At 56.8% G+C, this 18,794-nt stretch carries 14 protein-coding genes and 1 tRNA gene; 1 reads left to right on the plus strand and 14 read right to left on the minus strand.

Going from position 1 to position 18,794, the window contains the following annotated elements:
* Positions 1-34 precede the first annotated feature (34 nt).
* The 13 genes from NQH49_RS12195 to NQH49_RS12255 form a co-directional block, all read right to left on the minus strand.
* Complete coding sequence (locus NQH49_RS12195) at positions 35-1,699, minus strand: ABC transporter ATP-binding protein (RefSeq protein ID WP_256696794.1); 1,665 nt, start codon at positions 1,697-1,699, stop codon at positions 35-37.
* On the minus strand, positions 1,696-2,547 hold the full coding sequence (locus NQH49_RS12200; protein WP_256696795.1) for an ABC transporter permease: 852 nt from the start codon (positions 2,545-2,547) through the stop codon (positions 1,696-1,698). Before NQH49_RS12200 ends, NQH49_RS12195 begins: the two co-directional genes overlap by 4 nt.
* The gene (locus tag NQH49_RS12205; RefSeq protein WP_256696797.1) at positions 2,547-3,500 is read right to left on the minus strand and encodes an ABC transporter permease; all 954 of its coding nucleotides are present in this window, start codon (positions 3,498-3,500) and stop codon (positions 2,547-2,549) included. The genes NQH49_RS12200 and NQH49_RS12205 overlap by 1 nt, the downstream gene beginning before the upstream one ends.
* Before the next feature lie 98 nt (positions 3,501-3,598).
* Entirely contained in the window at positions 3,599-5,203 is a 1,605-nt protein-coding gene (locus NQH49_RS12210) for an ABC transporter substrate-binding protein (protein WP_256696798.1), read from the minus strand.
* A 96-nt stretch (positions 5,204-5,299) separates the two neighbouring features.
* Entirely contained in the window at positions 5,300-6,577 is a 1,278-nt protein-coding gene (locus tag NQH49_RS12215) for an NAD(P)/FAD-dependent oxidoreductase (RefSeq protein WP_256696799.1), read from the minus strand.
* Between the two features lie 14 nt (positions 6,578-6,591).
* Positions 6,592-7,260, minus strand: a complete 669-nt coding sequence (locus NQH49_RS12220; protein ID WP_256696800.1) for a haloacid dehalogenase type II — start codon at positions 7,258-7,260, stop codon at positions 6,592-6,594.
* 29 nt (positions 7,261-7,289) lie between these two features.
* Positions 7,290-8,759 carry an aldehyde dehydrogenase family protein gene (locus NQH49_RS12225; protein WP_256696802.1) on the minus strand — a complete coding sequence of 490 codons (1,470 nt, stop codon included), beginning with the start codon at positions 8,757-8,759 and terminating at the stop codon, positions 7,290-7,292.
* A gap of 383 nt (positions 8,760-9,142) precedes the next feature.
* Entirely contained in the window at positions 9,143-10,600 is a 1,458-nt protein-coding gene (locus NQH49_RS12230) for an NAD-dependent succinate-semialdehyde dehydrogenase (protein WP_256696803.1), read from the minus strand.
* A gap of 160 nt (positions 10,601-10,760) precedes the next feature.
* Positions 10,761-11,720 carry an HTH-type transcriptional regulator Cbl gene (cbl, locus tag NQH49_RS12235; protein ID WP_008109354.1) on the minus strand — a complete coding sequence of 320 codons (960 nt, stop codon included), beginning with the start codon at positions 11,718-11,720 and terminating at the stop codon, positions 10,761-10,763.
* Between the two features lie 268 nt (positions 11,721-11,988).
* Positions 11,989-12,906 (minus strand): nitrogen assimilation transcriptional regulator NAC, encoded by a 918-nt coding sequence (nac, locus tag NQH49_RS12240; protein WP_256696804.1) that lies wholly within the window; start codon positions 12,904-12,906, stop codon positions 11,989-11,991.
* 450 nt (positions 12,907-13,356) lie between these two features.
* Positions 13,357-14,388 carry an ABC transporter permease gene (locus NQH49_RS12245; protein WP_091003268.1) on the minus strand — a complete coding sequence of 344 codons (1,032 nt, stop codon included), beginning with the start codon at positions 14,386-14,388 and terminating at the stop codon, positions 13,357-13,359.
* A 14-nt stretch (positions 14,389-14,402) separates the two neighbouring features.
* Positions 14,403-15,887 (minus strand): sugar ABC transporter ATP-binding protein, encoded by a 1,485-nt coding sequence (locus tag NQH49_RS12250; RefSeq protein ID WP_256696805.1) that lies wholly within the window; start codon positions 15,885-15,887, stop codon positions 14,403-14,405.
* Positions 15,888-15,920: 33 nt separating this feature from the next.
* A complete protein-coding gene (locus NQH49_RS12255; RefSeq protein ID WP_256696806.1) occupies positions 15,921-16,844 on the minus strand; it encodes a sugar ABC transporter substrate-binding protein in 924 nt (307 codons plus the stop codon).
* 506 nt (positions 16,845-17,350) lie between these two features.
* Between NQH49_RS12255 and NQH49_RS12260 the strand changes: the two genes are divergently transcribed.
* Positions 17,351-17,426 (plus strand) — tRNA-Asn (locus NQH49_RS12260).
* 65 nt (positions 17,427-17,491) lie between these two features.
* Here NQH49_RS12260 and NQH49_RS12265 read toward each other — a convergent pair.
* A complete protein-coding gene (locus tag NQH49_RS12265) occupies positions 17,492-18,784 on the minus strand; it encodes an NtaA/DmoA family FMN-dependent monooxygenase (protein ID WP_256696807.1) in 1,293 nt (430 codons plus the stop codon).
* Between the last annotated feature and the right edge of the window lie 10 nt (positions 18,785-18,794).

The raw sequence follows: 18,794 nt of genomic DNA on the forward strand, positions 1-18,794 counted from the left end.
CAGCCAGCACGATCTGGGGACAGCGAGCACAACCCTACTCCGCCTTCAACACCTCTTCGTGCTCGTCCAGCCAACCTTGCCGCAACTCTGGCACAGCGCGTTTCAGGCGTTCGAAATAGAGTTCGCTGGTCGGCTTATCGTAATCGGCGCGGGCAATCTGCGTAACGATCTTGCCGGATTTCATCACCACGATATCGTCGCACACCGCACGCACCGCGTGCATATCGTGGCTGATAAACAGCACTGACAATCCCAGCTCGCGACGCAGTTCGCTGATCAAATCCAGCACCGCCGCAGCCACCACGGTATCCAATGCAGATGTCACTTCATCGCACAGAATCAAATCTGGCTCGGCGGCCAGCGCGCGCGCCAGATTCACACGCTGCTTCTGTCCGCCAGACAGCGCCCACGGACGACGCCACAGCACGGTGCGCGGCAGCTTCACCAGATCCAGTAACTGATGCAGCCGCGCTGTGAGCGCCGCACCTTTTAATCCGTGGAACAGCACCAGCGGACGCGACAGAATCTGCTCAACGCTGTGCGCCGGATTCAGCGCGGTATCGGCCATCTGGAACACATACTGAATGCGGCGCAGCTCATTGTCCGGGCGCTTATGCATGTCGCCGTTAATGTAGTGGCCGTTAAACAGAATATGGCCGTGGCTCGGCGCGTTGAGTCCGGCAATGGCGTGCGCCAGCGTGGTTTTACCCGAACCGGACTCGCCAATAATGCCAATCGCCTGGCCTTTCCACAGCTTCAGATTGATGTCTTCGAGAATACGGATTTTCGGCTGGCCGTTGCTGTCGCGCGGACCGTAACCGGCGCTGAGATCGCGTACTTCCATCAGCGGCTGCATATCCGCATCGGCGCAGGTCCAGCTGCTTGGGCGCTCTTTTTGCCGCGCCGCATCCATCAGCAGTTTGGTGTAATCCGCCTGTGGTGAGCCAATCAGTCGTTCGGTGGTGCCGTATTCGGCCATCTGGCCGCGCAGCAGCACCAGAATGCGGTCGGCCATCTGCGCCACCACCGCTAAATCGTGGCTGACGTAGATCGCTGTCACGCCGCGCTGCGCCACCACGCGACGAAACGCTTTCAGCACTTCCACCTGCGTCGTCACGTCGAGTGCGGTGGTCGGTTCGTCGAGGATCACTACATCCGGATCGCCAATCAGCGCCATCGCCGTCATCAGGCGTTGCAGCTGACCGCCGGAAACCTGATGCGGAAAGCGGTCGCCGATGGTGTCGGGATTAGGCAGCGCCAGTTCGCGGAACAGCGCAATCGCCTTTTGTCTGGCGTCTTTGCGCTTCATGGTGCCGTGAATCACCACCGGCTCAATCACCTGATCGAGAATGCGCATGCCAGGGTTAAACGACGCCGCCGCACTCTGCGCGATGTACGCCACTTTGTTACCGCGAAACTCACGCAGCTGGCACGGCGACAGGCTGCGCACATCGGTGCCCGCCATGTGAATATTGCCGTCGGCGATGCGACAGCCGTGGCGCGCATAGCCCATCAGCGCCATCGCAATGGTGGTTTTGCCGGAGCCGGATTCACCAATCAGCGCCAGCACTTCGCCCTTCTGCACCGTGAAACGAATATCAGAAACCAGATCGATCTCTTCACCTTTGTCGGTCTGCGCCGTTACGCGCAGGTTCTCCACCGAGATCACCGGCATGGCGGTATGTGGCGTCACGTTCATGCTCCCTCCTTCGCCAGCGTCAACGGACGCATCTGCTGCAGGCTGTCGATAAACAGGTTCGCGCCAATGGTCAGGCTGGCGATAGCCACTGCTGGCATCAGCACCGCTGGCGAACCGTTAAACAGGCCCTGAATGTTTTCACGTACCAGCGTGCCCCAATCGGCATACGGCGGTTGCACGCCGAGGCCAAGGAAACTCAAGCCGCTCAACAGCAGCACGATATAGACAAAGCGCAGGCCGAAGTCAGTGAGCATCGGGTGCACCATATTGGGCAGGATGTCGTGGATCGCCACGTACCAGCGGCTTTCCCCGCGCAGACGCGAGGCACGCACGTAATCCATATTGCGCAAGCTGCTGGCCATGGCGAAGGCGATACGGAACGCGCCCGGCCAGTAAGTGAAGATGGCGGTGAGGATCAGCATCGGCAGCGATGAACCGAACACCGCGACAATCATCAGCGACAGCACTTTGCCCGGCAGCACCAGCAGCGCATCGTTAACACGCCCCAGCACCTCTTCCAGCCAGCGCCCGGCAACCGCCGCCAGCAGCGCCAGCAAGGTGCCAACGATGCTGGCGCACAGCGCGGCGGTGAGCGCCAGGCCAATGGAGAATTTCGCGCCGTAGAGAATGCGGCTGAGGATATCGCGCCCCAGATAATCGGTGCCGAGTAGGTTGGCAGACGTCATGCCACCGAGCATCGGCCCGCCGCCAATGTCTTCGACGTTATGCGGCGCCAGTTGGTTACCAAACAGCGCCATCAGCAGCCAAAACAGCGAGATCAGCAGTCCGATGCGGCCCGAAAGCGACAGCGACTGAAACAGACGTACAGGCAGCAGTAACGTATTCATCAGCTTCTCCATTTCGGGTTAAAGGCGATGGTGAGGATATCGGCCGCCAGCAGCAGCACCAGATAACAGGCGGCGAACAGCATGACGCACAGCTGCACCACCGGCAGATCGCGGTTGCTCACCGCATCCACCAGCGCACTCGCCAGACCGGGATAGCTAAAGATGGATTCGATGATGATCACGCCACCGAACAGATACGACAGGCTGAGCGAGATGGCGTTGGCAATCGGCCCGACCGCATTCGGCAGCGCGTGACGCAGCACCGCACGCAGCGGCGAAACGCCTTTCAGCAGCGCCATCTCCAGATACGGGCTGTCGAGCTGGTTGATGATGGCGGAGCGCGTCATGCGCGCCATCTGCGCCACCAGCACGCAGCACAGGGTTAACACCGGTAGCGCGTAGGCTTTGAGGTAGCTGATGACGTCCATGTCCGGGCTGCCGAACGACATCGCCGACACCCAATGCAGTTTTACTGCGAAGATCAGCACCGCCACCGTGGCTACCAAAAACTCCGGCACCGCAACGGTTGCCATGGTGCTGATCACCAGAAAACGATCCAGCGCCGAACCGCGATTCATTGCCGCCACAATGCCGATAATCAGCGCCAGCGGCACGCAGATCACCGTGGTGATGCCGGCTAACTCCAGCGTGGCGGGAATGCGCTGCTCCACCAACTGCAACACCGGCAGATGGCTGGCGAACGAGGTGCCAAAATCACCCTGCAACATGCCGGTAAGCCAGCTGAAGTAGCGCACCAGTAGCGGTTGATCGAGTCCCAGCTGCTGGCGCAACGCCGCCACCGTTTCCGGCGTGGCGTTTTGCCCGAGAATCATCTGCGCAGCGTCGCCGGGCAGCAGGCTGGTGATAAAGAACACCACCGCCGAGACGATAAGCAAGGTCAGGATGCCTGCGCCTGCGCGCCGGGCAATCAGGAACAACATGTATCGATTCATCGGCGATCTCCTTGTACGGAATCTTCAGGCACTAATTGTGCGGTCGCCATAAATGGCGACCCTACGGTGCGGTGCGTATATGGCGTGATGCCGAACAATCAGGCATTCAGCCAGGCAAACTCATGGAAGCGGTAACCCATCATCATGCCGCTTGGCCAGGCTTCCACGCCGCCGACTTTCTTGCTGTAACCGTCGGTGGAGCTGATAAAGGTTGGGATGATGGTGCCGCAGTGATCGTAAATCAGCTTCTGCATGTCACCGTACATCTGCTTGCGTTTGGTCTGTTCACGCTCGCCGCGCGCCGCCACCACCAGCTGATCAAACTGTGCATTCTTCCAGCCCGATTCGTTGTTTGATGCGGTGGAGAGATAGAACTGCGAGAACAGCATATCCAGCGTCGGGCGCGGGTTGATTGAGCCGTAGCCGACCGGATCTTTGGTCCAGTGCGTTGACCAGTAACCGTCATACGGCACGCGACGCACTTTGATGTTCAGACCAGTGCTGCGCGAAACCTGCTGGATTAGCTGGCCGCCCTCCACCGAGCCTTCAATGTTTGGCGTGGTGATGATCTCCACCGTCGCGCCTTTCATGCCGGCTTTCTCAATGTGGAATTTGGCTTTCTCGGCATCCAGCGGACGCGGTTTGAGATCGGCGTTATACAGCGGATGCCACGGCGGTACCGGCGTATCGTTACTGACATCGCCGTAGCCTTGCAGCACGGTTTTCACCAGAATGTCGCGCGGCTGCAGGTACTTCATCGCCAGCACGAAATCTTCGTTGCTGCCCGGCTTCACGTCGGTGCGAATAATCAGGTTGGTGTACATGCCGGATTTACTCTCCAGCACACCGAAATCCGAGGTGGCTTTAATACGGTTGCAGTCGGCGGCGCTCAGGGTGGAGACGATATGCAGATCGCCCGACATCAGCGCATTGACGCGCGCCGCCTGATCGGTGACGCCCAGCAGCTCGACTTCATCCAGATGCGGCAGGCCCGGCTTGAAGTAGTTGGGGTTTTTCACACCGACTGAACGCACGCCCGGCGTGAACTCTTTCAGCTTGAACGGGCCGGTGCCGATGCCTTTGCTAAAGTCTTTGGTGCCGTCCTGCACGATTAGGAATGGCGCGCTGGCCAGCATAAACGGCACGTCGAAGTTGGCCTGCGCCAGCTCCAGCGTGACTTCATTGTCATTCACGGCGGTGAAGGTTTTAAACTGATCGGCCAGCTTGAAGGCGTTGGACGCTACCGCCGGATCTTTGTGGCGGCTCAGCGAGTAGATGACATCTTTGGCGGTCAGCGGTTTGCCGTCGTGGAAAGTGACGCCTTTGCGCAGTTTGATCTGCCAGGTGATGCCGTCGCTGGAGTCGATGGATTCCGCCAGCGCCGGTTGCACCGCGAGGCTTTTATCCAGTTCGGTCAGACCGCTGTAGACCATGAATTGACGGGTGTAATCGCCGCTGTTGTTGCCTTTGGCCGGATCGAGCGTGTCGGTGGCGGAGGCGTTAGACATGGCGGCGCGCAGCTTGCCACCTTTCACTGGGGTGGTTGCCGCAAAACTCATCTGCGGGAAAGCGATCAAACCGCTGCTCATCACGGCACCGGCAGACAACAACTTCATCAGGCCACGGCGCGACATCGACCCTTCGGTCAGCATGCGGGCTAAGGCCGGATTTACAGCGTCAGACTCTTTATCGAATTTACTCATCTGCACACCCTCAATATGAATTGTTGTTGATTTCGTTTTTCGTCTTGTAGGGTCGCCATTCATGGCGACCGTTTCGATAACCGCACGACCTGGATTTCACGACAACCGATCCTTGGCTTTGTAATACAAACCCGCCAGGGGCAAAAACCACGGTTTCCCGTGGTAACCGGGCAGCGCAGGCCAGGTATCGCGCTGCCAGGGATTTTCATTGCGTTTTTCCGCCAGCAGATCGGCCATCACGCGGCCCATCCACACCGACATCTGCGTACCGTGGCCGCTGTAGCCCATTGAATAAAACACGCCATCCTGTTCACCGGCGTGCGGCAAGCGGTCGGCGGTCATATCCACCATGCCGCCCCAGCAGTAATCGATGCGCGACTTGCCCAGCTGCGGGAACAGCGCGGTCATCGCCGCACGCAGTACGTCACCGCTGCGTGTGTCCGACGTCGGATTACTCACCGCAAAGCGCGCGCGGCCACCAAACACCAATCGACGATCCGACGTGGTACGGAAGTAGTTGCCAATATTCAGCGAGGTCACATAGGTGCGGTCTTGCGGCAGCACCTGATTGATCAGTTCGTCGCCGAGCGGTTCCGTCACCACAATAAAACTGCCGACCGGCACGATGCGGCGCTGGAACCACGGGAAAGGCCCTTCGTTGGAGACGCCGGTTGCCATCATCACTTTGTCGGCGATGATCTCGCCCTGCGCAGTGCTAACGCGGTGGCGGTAGCCGTCAAGGCGCGTTAGGCCGGTCACCGCGTGATGCGGGAAGATTTTCGCCCCGCTGCGCGCCGCCGCTTCCGCCAGCCCGATACCAAACTTACCCATGTGCATCTGGCCGCCGCGCTTCTGCAGCAGACCACCGTGAAAGGCATCGCTGCCCACTTCACGGCGAATCTCATCTTTGCTAATCAGCTCGATTTCCGGATCGACGGTGTCGCGCATCATCTGCCACGCGCTGCGCAGACCAGGAAAATGCGAGGCTTTGCTGGCGAGTTTCAGCTTGCCGCACAGGCGGAAATCGCAATCAATCTGCTCTTCGCGCACCAGCTGTTCGACGTAGCTCACCGCGTCGTCATAGGCGCGATAGAAGCGGCTGGCCTGCTCGATTCCCTGGCTCTCCACCAGCGAGGCAAAGTTCTGCGCCACGCCGGTATTGCAGTGTCCACCGTTACGCGCCGACGCCTGGCTCATTACCTCGCCGCTCTCCAGCAGCACCACGTTGATGCCGCTGCGTGCCAGGTTGAGCGCCGTCGAGACGCCAGTAAAGCCGCCGCCGATCACCACCACCTCAGCGGTGCTCGGCAGTGCGCCAGTGGCTGCGCCGCTAAAGGTGGGTGCTGTGGCTTGCCAGAATGATTCGAGTTTCATCGCCGCCTCCGGGCTTAGAGTCCAACCACAGCGGGCAGACCGCCGATATCGTTGATTTCGGTGTATTGATACGCCGGATTGGCGGGATCGTGACCGCGATTAACCCACACCTTGTTTTTGATGCCCATGTCGTAACAGGTCATCAGGTCATAACGCAGGCTGGAGGAGACATGCAGAATCTCTTCCGGGCCGCAGTTCAGCTTGTCGAGCATGTACTCGAAGCCTTTCATCTGCGGCTTGTAGGCGCCGACTTCTTCGGCGGTGATGGTCATATGGATTGGCGCGCCCAGACGCGGCACGTGATGCGGGATCAAATCGTTCATCGAGTTAGTGAGCAGCACCAGCGGGAACTCTTTGGCTACTTTGGCTAAACCGGCGGGCACGTCGGAATGCGGACCCCATGTGGCGCAATCGGTGTAGATAAAGTCGCTGTCCGCCTGGCTCCACGCCACGCCCCACTTTTTGCAGGTGCGCTGAATGGCATCGCTGACCACGTCGTAATACGGCTTCCACGCGCCGAGCACTTCGTCAAAACGGTAGCGGGCGAAATCGGTGGTGAATGCCAGCATCTCCTGCGCAGAAACACGATCTTTGAAGCAGCGTTCGGCTGCGCCTGCCATGTCAAAATTGATCAGGGTGCCGTAGCAATCAAAAGTGATGAATTTCGGTTTAAACAGTGCCATGAAGCGACCTCGCGGTTGAGAACACAATATTAGAAATCGATTAACACGCTCTTCTGGCGCTGACAGGCCTGGAATGCCTGACGTCCCAGATCCTTGCCAATGCCCGAGCCAAGGAAGCCACCGGTTGGAATAATGAAATCGCCGGAGCGGCCATAGCGATTGACCCACACGGTGCCGGATTCCAGCGCGCGCACCGCACGCAGCGCACGCGGCAGACTCAGCGTATGCACGCCGGCGCACAGGCCGTAGGTTTCGTGTGCCGCCAGCGCCAGCCCTTCCTCTTCGTCGTCAAACTGTTGCACGGTGAGCACCGGACCAAAAATTTCCTGCTGCACCGCCGGATTATCGTGGGTAACACCGCACAGCAGCGTTGGCTGCCAGAACCAGCCTTCTGCGGTGTCGGCAAAGCGTTCGCCGCCGACCAGCACTTCCGCGCCCTGTGCTTTGGCATCGGCGATTACTGACGCCACTTTGTTGCCCTGACGCGCATCGATCAGCGGCGCATAGCGGCTGCTCTCCTGCCAGGTCACGCCCGGACGCGGCTGCTGACAGAGCGCGACCAATCTCTCCAGCAACGGCTGCGCAATGCCGCGCTGCACAATCAAACGGGTTCCGGCGACGCACGCCTGACCGCCGTTGGCGGTGAAGCCGCGCAGAATACGCTGCGCTAACACGTCGATATCACCGGCATCGTCGAACACCAGCTGCGGGCTTTTACCGCCCAGCTCCAGCGTGACCGGTTTCATGCCGTGCTGCGCGATATCGCCCATGATGCGTGCGCCGGTCAGCGTGGAACCGGTAAAGGAGACTTTGCGCACTAGCGGATGGGTGACCAGCGCGTTGCCAGTTACCGCGCCGCTGCCCTGAACGATATTTAGTACGCCCGCCGGTAAACCGGCCTGTACCGCCAGTTCGGCCATGCGCACGGTGGAGAACGGCGTCAGCTCCGAAGGTTTCAGCACCACAGCATTTCCTGCTGCCAGCGCCGGACCACATTTCCATGACGCCATCGACAGCGGGAAATTCCACGGGGTAATTGCGCCGATCACGCCGTACGGCTCAGCAATCAGCATGCCGAGGCTGCTTTCCTGGGTGGGGAACAGGTCGCCACTGTATTTGTCGGCGCACTCGGCGTAGAAGCGAATGGCTTCGGCGGTGAAGGGAATTTCGTGCTGCATCACGTCGCTGATGGGTCGCGTGGAGCCGAGCGATTCAAGCTGCGCCAGTAACGGATCGTTCTCAATCAGGTCGGCCCAGCGACGCATGATTTTGCCGCGCTCACGCGGCGCACAGGTGCGCCAGCCGCTGGTTTTCAGCGCCTGATGCGCCGTGGTGACGGCGCGATCAACATCTTCAATCTGCGCTTCGGTGAGTTCGGCATAGACTTTGCCATCGGACGGACGTTTAACGGCAAAACGCGCGCCCGCCGTTTTTAAATGTTGCCCGCCAATATAATGACCGGCAGGAAGTAAAACTTTTTCAGGGTCGAAACTTAACATGGAAAATTCCTTATTTGTTACACCCATCACAGACGCGCTAATTAACGATTTGCACTGCGTTTTTCTGTCACGCTAATAAGCTAATGCAGAAAGTATGCCAGCCCGGTAAAAAATAAAAATGCGTAAAAAACAGCGCAAAAAAATTTTCTGCCGTATTGGTGAGCGAAATTTTGCGGAATTGCCGAAGGAATAAACAGATGATTTACTTCACAAAATATGTGCGTCGCGACGGTGCAATGCGCATGAAACTTGCACTAAAACGGTGATAGGCGGCAAAGTATGACGCGACGCACAAAATAAACAGCGCCGCAAACCTGAGGGTTGCGGCGCTGTTTTTTGGCGGTCGCCATTAATGGCGACCCTACAAATAGGGCGAGTTAAAATTAAAGACTGCCAATATGAAACGTCTTCTGTTCTAAATACTCTTCAATACCGTAACGCGATCCTTCCCGACCTAACCCGGATAATTTAATTCCGCCAAAGGGTGCGGCGTCTAATGAAATTGCACCGGTATTAAATCCGACCATGCCAAATTCTAATGATTCTGCCACGCGCCATGCCCGGCGAATATTCTCGGTAAAGAAATAAGCTCCAAGTCCATAAGGCGTGTCATTCGCCATGCGGATCGCCTCTTCTTCCGTGTCGAAGACAAACAGCGGTGCTACCGGGCCGAAGGTTTCTTCATGTGCAATACGCATGCTGCTAGTCACATTGCCCAACACGGTGGGCTCGACAAAGGTGCCGTTTGGCGCGCTGATGCCGCCGCGCAACAAGGTCGCGCCCTGGCTGAGTGCATCGTCGATATGGCTGTTAACTTTCTCGACGGCGCGGTCGTTGATCAGCGGCCCTATGGTGCTTTCCGGCGAAAATCCGTCACCGACTTTCAGCGCGGATACCGCCTCCAGCAGGCGTTCACTGAAGCGCTCATAGATGCCGCGTTGCACCAGAATGCGGTTGGCGCAGACGCAGGTTTGTCCGGCGTTGCGGAATTTACTCGCCATCACGCCGGGAATGGTCACATCGAGCTCGGCATCATCAAAAACAATGAGCGGCGCGTTGCCGCCAAGTTCCAGGCTCAGGCGCTTGATGCTGTCGGCACTCTGCTGCATCAACAGCTGGCCGACGCGGGTGGAACCGGTAAAGGAGATTTTGCGCACCGTGCGGCTGGCGGTCAGCGTGCTGCCAATCTCGGTCGGCAAGCCAGTCAACACTTGCAACACACCGCTGGGGAAACCGGCGCGTTCGGCCAACACCGCCAGCGCTAATGCCGACAGCGGCGTTAACTCCGACGGCTTAACGATAATCGGGCAACCTGCGGCCAGCGCGGGCGCGACTTTGCGGGTGATCATCGCAATCGGGAAGTTCCACGGCGTGATTGCTGCCGCCACGCCAACCGGCTGCTTGAGTACCAGAATACGGCGATCGTCGCTCGGCGCGGGAATGGTGTCACCGTAGATACGGCGCGCCTCTTCAGCGAACCATTTCACGAAACTGGCGCCGTACAGCACTTCGCCTTTGGCTTCCGCCAGCGGTTTGCCCTGCTCGGCGGTCATGATGATCGCCAGATCGTCGGCATTATCGATAATCAGCTGATGCCATTTTTCCAGCAGCGCGGCGCGCGTGCCGTTGGGGGTTTTGCCCCAGCTGACGCGCACCGACTCAGCATAATCTATCGCCTGCTCGGTTTCCGCCGCACCCAATGCCGGAATGGTGGCAATCGGCTGCTGCGTGCCGGGATCGATCACCTCAAGCGTTGCGCCCTGATGCGCATCCTGCCAGCGACCGCCAAACAGCGCCTGCTGGCGCAGTAATTCCGTATCTTTCAGTTGAATTCGCGACATGACAATCCCCTGTATCTTCGTCATTTCACTGTAACGTGACGCAACAGCGCAGGATATTTTTCTGGCAGAGGGAATTTGTGTCGGTGTCTGTTTTGCGGCGGGAAAAGAAATTTTATGCTGTGTGGGGGAAGGTCGCCATAAATGGCGACCGAAAAAAACATTAAATCTGAAAGTCGATGGCCGGTTCGTTTTCGGTCTCGTAGGAGAGCGCCTGACGCTTAATCTCTTCCAGCGACAGGTTGGCATTACACAGCTCAAGGAACTGCCAAACGTAATTGCGCTGCAACTGACCGCGTTTCAGGCCGAGCCACACAGTGTTGGCATCGAACAGATGATGGGTGTCGATTTTGACCAGATCTTCGCCTTCATAAATATCACACGCCTGATCGGCCAGAATCCCCACGCCCAAACCAAGCTCGACATAGGTTTTTACCACATCCGAATCCTGTGCGCTGAGCACGATATCCGGTCTCAGTCCTGCCGCCTGGAACGCACGATCGACCCGCGAACGGCCGGTAATGCCCTGACGATAGGTGATCAGCGGATAGCGGCTAAGGCTGGCGAGTGTCACCGGCTGATGCTGCAACAGCTCATGATCGTGCGGCACTAAAAGTGAGTGATGCCAGCTGAACCACGGGAACGCCGCGAGACTGCTGTTATTCACCAACTGCTCGGAGGCGATGCCGATGTCGGCTTCACCCGCCAGCAGCATGGCGACGATCTCCTGTGGCGATCCCTGATTCAGTTCGAGACGTACGTTGGGATAGAGTTGACGAAACGCTTTGATCACGCGCGGCAGGCTGTAACGCGCCTGCGTGTGCGTGGTGGCGATGGTCAGCACACCGCTGGTCTCATTGGTAAACACATCCGCTAAGCGGCGAACTTTGCCCGCTTCATCAAGGATGCGCTCAGCAATGGTCAACAGCGCCTTGCCCGGTTCGGTCATGCCTAACAGTCGCTTGCCACGACGAATAAAAATTTCTACGCCCAGTTCATCTTCCAGATCGCGAATATGGCGGCTCACTCCTGATTGGGAGGTAAACAATGTATTCGCCACTTCGGTCAGGTTGAACTCGCAACGGGCTGCTTCACGTATAATTTTAAGTTGCTGGAAATTCACGCCCTTTTCTCCTGATTCCTGCCCCTGTTTCGTCCATGTTATGAAGTTGGCGTCATCGCAACAAATAATAAAAAACGGTGTGTTATGCGGAATAGTAATAAGGGAGGGGTTTGAAGGATGCCCTCACCCCAGCCCTCTCCCGCAAGCGGGCGAGGGAGTTGATCGAGCGGCTGGATGGTGAGGTGATAATAGTGCTACGTGAGGGCTGGATCGATCCCCTCTCCCGCGCGCGGGAGAGGGTTAGGGTGAGGGAAAAAGCACGTTTAACTCATCCCACCAACATCAATTCACGATCCTCTACCGCTGGCTTATTCACGAGCGACAGCAGAATATTCTTCACCGCCTGCGCCGATGGCGACAGCGGCAGACGCGCCGAGATGTTCAGCGACAGCGGCAGATTCAGCGATGGACTGTTAATCCGCGCCATCCACGCATGGGTGGAACTCACCAGCGCACGCGCCGCAGATTCTGGCAGCACCGTGACGCCCATGCCGCTGGATACCGCCGCCGTCAGCGTGGAGATCGATTCGATTTCGCCGATGATGCGTGCGCTTAAACGACGCAGCGAGAACGCTTCATCGACACGTTTACGCACCGCGCTGTAGTCGCGTGGCAGGAACAGGCTCATCTGCGCCACGTCCGCCAGATCGACAGTCGACCCCGGACATGCCGTAGCGCCCACCAGATAGAGCTCTTCTTTCATGAGGGGAATGCTGTTGATGCCCGCTGTTGGCGCACGATCGTACAGCACCGCCATGTCCAGCTGGCCGTTCATCACTTTTTCATTCAGCGAGGTGCCGCTGTTTTCATGCAGATACACCAGCACATCCGGGAACTGCTCACGCACCGTCTGCAACAGCGGCATGGTAAGCGAGGATGCGGCAGTGCCCGGCGCTAAACCAATGGAAACCTGGCCGTTCAGTGCCTGGCCGGCGTTGATGACTGCCGTTTGCGCCTGTTCACACTGGCGCAGAATGGTGCGGGCGTGGGCATACAGAATTTTACCGGCTTCAGTCGGCGTCACGCCGCGCTTGGTGCGGATCAGCAATTGCTGATCGAGTTCATTTTCCAGCGTAGCGACCTGCTGGCTAAGCGCAGGCTGCGCGATGTGCAGCACTTCTGCTGCCTGAGTCAGGCTGCCGATATCGACGATTTTTACAAAATACTTGAGTCGTCTTAAATTCATGTTGCCTCCGTCAATCCCCGAATACCCAGGTTGGGCGTCTCAGCCTGCTGGCTTGTGGAAATGAAGTTGCAATATGCAGGCCAGGTTTGTTCGCGATGCAAAATTGCCTTGCCGGATTTATCCTAATGGCACGGAAAATAAGCGTTTGTGATTACCTCGAAGGAGTTAATAAGCGCGAGCGATGACGCAAAAAGAGTAAGAATCAAACGAATTGCACTGCAATGGGGCAGGAAATGCGAGTCAGGCGTGCAAAAAAGTGATGACCGGATGAGTTGGTTTGGTGCAGATAACGCAGAAAATGAGCAGAAACAGCGGGAATGAAACAAATGCGCGGAAAAGAACGGGTTTAACCAGTTGGAAAACTTATGTGGGTGGCGGTGCGCGTTGTCCCTCACCCTAACCCTCTCCCGCATGCGGGAGAGGGAACTGACCGTGCAAACAATTACATGATTATCTTTTTTTACGGTTGCGATGCATATCGATTGAGACCGCTGCCACGATGATGATGCCTTTAATGATGTCCTGCACATAAGCATCCACACCGACAAAGGTGAAGCCGCTCTTGATCAGGCCAAGAATCACCGCACCAATCAGCGTACCGGTAATGCGTCCTACGCCGCCCATCAGGCTGCTGCCGCCGATAACGGCTGCGGCGATAGCATCCAGTTCGTACGCCATCCCCATGCTTGACTGACCGCTACTGACACGCGCCGCCAGCACCACGCCCGCCAGGCCTGAGAGCGCACCGGCAATGGTGTAGACGATGATCAGATACTTATTAACGTTGATACCGGACACCTTGGCGGAGGTCATGTTGCCGCCAATCGCATAGACATATTTACCGTAGCGGGTATGTTTCAGCGCGATGTGGAACAGGAATGCCACCACGAGGAAGATAATTACCGGCATCGCGCCCTGGCCGATGGAGGTGAAGCCATCTGACAGGAAGCTGATTGGGTTACCCTGCGTGTAGTACTGCGCCAGACCGCGTGCCGACACCATCATGCCGAGCGTGGCGATGAACGGAGGAATACCGGTTTTGGTGATTAACACGCCGTTCATCACGCCGCACAGCAGCCCGACGCCGATCCCGGCGACGATGGGTATCACCGCCGGCAGGTTGACCAGCGACGGATACATCGGCGACAGGCTGTCTGAGGTTTGCGCCAGACTGGCCGCCACAACTGCGGTTAAGGCGATAACCGAACCGGATGACAGGTCGATACCGGTGGTGATAATGACCTGGGTCACGCCCACCGCGATGATACCGATGATCGCGACCTGCAGAATAATCAGCACTAAACGGTTGGTGTTCATCAGGAAAGATTGGTCACGTACGTACCAACCGGCAATTTCGAAAATCAGGGCAATGCCCACCATCACGACAAAAATCCCGGTGTCTTTTGGCAGCTTGTGACGCAAGTTGCTGAAGAAGGAACTCTGATCTGCGGCCTGCGGGGCCGTAATTTTTACGTTACTCATAGATGTCTCACGCCTCACTCGGATGCCAACGACAAAATGGATTCCTGATTGGCCTCTTCTTTATCGAGGATGCCGGTTATACGTCCGCCGTGCATAACCATCACGCGGTCGCTCATGCCGAGAATTTCTGGCAGCTCGGACGACACCATGATGATGGCCACGCCGCGATTCGCTAGTTCACTGATTAAGCGATAAATCTCTGCTTTTGCACCAACGTCGATACCGCGCGTTGGTTCGTCGAGAATCAGGATCTTCGGTTGCGCCAGCAGCCAGCGGGCAATCAGCACCTTCTGCTGGTTACCGCCGCTGAGGTTATTGATGATCTGATCCATGGTTGGGGTTTTGATGTTCAGCTTGCGAATCTGATCCATGCAGTCCTGCGCCATTTTGATGTGGCTGACAAAACCGCTTTTATGGGTGTAATCGGGCATGTTGACGATGCTCATGTTCTCCATCACCGACAACACCAGGAACAGCCCCGACTTTTTACGGTCTTCGGTCAGGAACGCCATGCCCTTCTCAATCGCCGTTGAAGGCGAATCGATCTTGACCGGCACGCCATCAATCAGGATTTCACCGCTGTCGAAACTCTCCATGCCGAACAGGCTTTCCATCACTTCGCTGCGTCCGGCACCCACCAATCCCGCCACGCCAAGGATTTCGCCTTTGCGCACCGTGAAGTTGATGTCAGTGAAACGATCTTTGCAGGTGAGATTGCGTACCGTCAGCACATCCCCACCGATTTCCCCGTTGAATTTCGGGAACAGTTGGGTCAATTCACGACCTACCATCTGCGTAATCAGTGACTGGCGGGTGTATTCGCTGGTGTTATTGCTGCCTACCCACGCACCGTCACGGAAAATGCTGATCTCATCGGTAATGGTGAAAATTTCATCCATCTTGTGGCTGATATAGATGATGGCTTTGCCCTGCTCGCGCAAGTCGCGGATGATGGTGAACAGATGCGCCACTTCGGTTTCCGTCAGTGCCGAGGTCGGTTCATCCATAATCACGATGTCCGAATTCCAGGAGACCGCTTTGGCGATTTCCACCATCTGCTGCGAGGCGATACTCAGCTCGCCCACCATACGATCGGCTTTCAGACGGATGTTCAGTCTGTTTAGCAGTTCCTGCGTCTGTTTGTTCAGCTTGCCGTGGTCAACAAAGCCGTACTTCATCGGTTCGCGACCGAGCCAGATGTTTTCGGCTACGGTCATGTAAGGCACCAGATTGAGTTCCTGGTGAATCATGGAGATGCCGGAACGCAGCGCATCCATGGTGTCCTGAAACTGCACTGGCTCCCCTTTAATGCGAATGGTGCCCTTATCGGGACGATACATCCCGATAAGGCATTTCATTAAAGTGGATTTGCCCGCGCCATTTTCGCCCATCAGGGCATGTACCGACCCCGGTTTAATACGCAGTGAGACATTGTCGAGTGCCTTCACTCCGGGGAAGAACTTGCTGATGCCTTCGGCTTCAAGCGCAAAAGCGGTCATACATCACCTCCGTACGGCTGAGTCGTTTACGGTTTATTTCTGGTTCTGACTGGCGAATTTTTCGTAGTTATCTTTGGTGATCAGCTGGAACGGGATATCGACCACTTTCTGCACTTTCTCGCCGTTAATCAGTTTGACCGCCGTTTGCACAGCGCCTTCACCCTGACCTTTCGCATCCTGGAACACGGTAGCGACCATTTTGTCGTTCTTGATCATCTGCAGTGCATCCGGTGTACCATCCACACCTGCGACCAGGATGTGATTCGGGTTTTTGCCCAGCGCCTGCAGCGCACCAATCGCCATTTCATCGTTGTTGGAGGCGATTGCCTGAATGTCATCGCCCGCCGTCAGCCAGTTACTCACCACATCGACCGCATCGTTACGGGTAAATTTTGCCGTCTGTTTCTGTACCACTTTAATACCCGGATATTTCGCTACCACCGCTTCAACACCTTTGGTGCGCTCACGCGTCGATTCGTTAGCCAGATCGCCCAGCAGAATCGCCACGTTGCCTTTGCCGTTCATCTTTTTAGCCAGCGCTTCCATCTGCAGACGGCCCGCCAGTTCAGAATCCGAACCCACAAACGCCATTTTGTCTTTCAACTCGCCAGCCGGTTTACGGTTAACGAACACCAGCGGCACGCCGGCTTTCGCGGCGGCATCCACCAGCGGTTTCACGGCGTTGGTATCCACCGGGTTAACGATGATGGCGTCAACGCCCTGACCAATGAAGTTCTGCACCTGTTGCAGCTGCTGAGCCACGTCGCCTTTGGCGTCTTCAACCTGGCCTTTAATATTGTCTTTGGTCATCTCTTTCTGCATTGCGGTGCGCAGAATAGTGAGGAAGTTGTCATCAAACAGCGCCATCGAAACGCCTACCTGAAGGTCTTTTGCCATCACGGCGGCAGGTAACATGCAAACTAACAGGGAAGTTAATAACGCTTTTTTGAATTTCATAGGGAACCCTTCTATATCGTTAACATGCTCAGGTTGGCTGATACCGCGAATGAAAAATATCTTTTACATTCACTCAACGTCACTGGCGCTTTTTATGTGGTTGTAGAGGTCAGGCTTCTGGTCTAACGCTATTGATTTACTGCATCATTTCAATGTAACTCACTACTTATCAGCCAGTTATTTTCGAAATGCCGTTTTAGATGAAGGAACTCGTTTCGTCGGTGATGATTAACAGTTCATTTATTTCATCTAACTTGCATTTGAAACTTTCATCATAAAAGCACTGAAATGATTGTTTTAAAATCGGCAAATAACAAAACTTTGACATGCCTCTAACATCTCAAAGGAATTGGTTTTAAAGTGAGATCTTGCTGGCAGTTTAGAATCTGATCATTCAAGGCAGAAAAGCAGCATTCCGCTGCTTTTACGCGCACTTAAACAAAAGTGTGCAGTCGGGCTTTGACAACGGGGATCGGCATCGCTAATATGCGCCTCGTTCACACGATTCCTCTGTAGTTCAGTCGGTAGAACGGCGGACTGTTAATCCGTATGTCACTGGTTCGAGTCCAGTCAGAGGAGCCAAATTTAGAAAGCCCGCTCAGGGAAACCTGAGCGGGCTTTTGTGTTTTTGCAGTTTTGCCTGGTCGCTACGCCAACGCAGCCAGCTCCAAACTGCTGCGGAAATCGTTGCCGACATAATCCGTATCAATCAGCTGGCGGCGACGCAGTTCTGGCAGCAGCCCATTGAGCAGCAAATCTTGCTGATCGGTCTGGCCGAGTCCATGCAGTGAAATCACATCCAGCACGCCAGCGCGGTAACGCTGTTCAATGGCTTCGGCCAAAGTTACTGGCGTACCGGCGACAAACCAGTGGCCGGTCTCTTCGGCTTTAACGATCAGCTCGCGCAAGGTTAATCCTTCCAGCGCATAGCCACGGAAAATGGCGGCACGGCCCTGACGACGATGCACCTGCGCCAGCTCGGGAATAAAGGCGGCGGGCAGCGGTTGATCCAGCGGCAAATCGCGCAGATCCACCTCGCCGCCCAGCATATCGGCCACGCGTAATCTGCCCTGCTCGTAGTTGATGCGTTCATGCTTATCGCGCAAACGGCGCGCCACGTCAGCATCGCTGTCGCCAATGATGGCGTGGAAAGAGTTCATGATCAGCGGCGGATTGTGTTCGCGACCGAAACGTCGCGCCCGCTGCTGCACATCAGCCACGAAGGATTGTGCCGCCTCAAACGTGGGCTGCGAGGTGTAAATCACTTCGGCATAACGTGCGCCGAGCGTAACGCCCGCTTCAGATTGTCCCGCCTGAAACTGCACCGGACGGCGCTGTGGCGGCGGCGGTACGTTGAGCGGACCTGCCACCTGGAAATAGTCACCGCGATAATTAATCGGATGCAGTTTAGTGTGGTCGAGCTTAATGCCACCGCTGGCGGTGCGCTGCACTGCTGCGCGTTCATTGGCGTCATACAGCGCGTTCATCACTTCGATAAATTCGGTGGCGCGCGCGTAGCGCTCCTGCGGTGGCGGCAGCTGGCTTTCACCAAAGTTCTCTTCGCCAACCGATGAGGTCACCGCATTCCAGCCCGCGCGACCGCCGCTAATGTGATCGAGCGTGCCGACCTGACGCGCCAGATTGTACGGATGCAGCCAGCTGGTGCTGACGGTGGCGATCAAGCCGATATGCGAGGTTACCTGGCTCAATGCCGCCAGCGCAATCAGCGGATCTTGCGTGCCGGTGGTGCCGGCTAATCCTGCCGGATCGGCTTGCAGCAAATCGGCGGTAAACAGCCCGGTAATCTTTTCGCGCTCGGCAATCTTCGCCAGTTCGATAGCGCGCGTGATGCCCACGCTCGGCTGGCTGTCATTGGCGGCGGAAATCACGCTGCTGGCGCCGACCAGCGTTTTCAGTTTTCTGCGATAGGTTTGCGACACAACACTCTCC

This window comes from Pantoea trifolii (assembly GCF_024506435.1).
GTDB lineage: Bacteria > Pseudomonadota > Gammaproteobacteria > Enterobacterales > Enterobacteriaceae > Pantoea > Pantoea trifolii.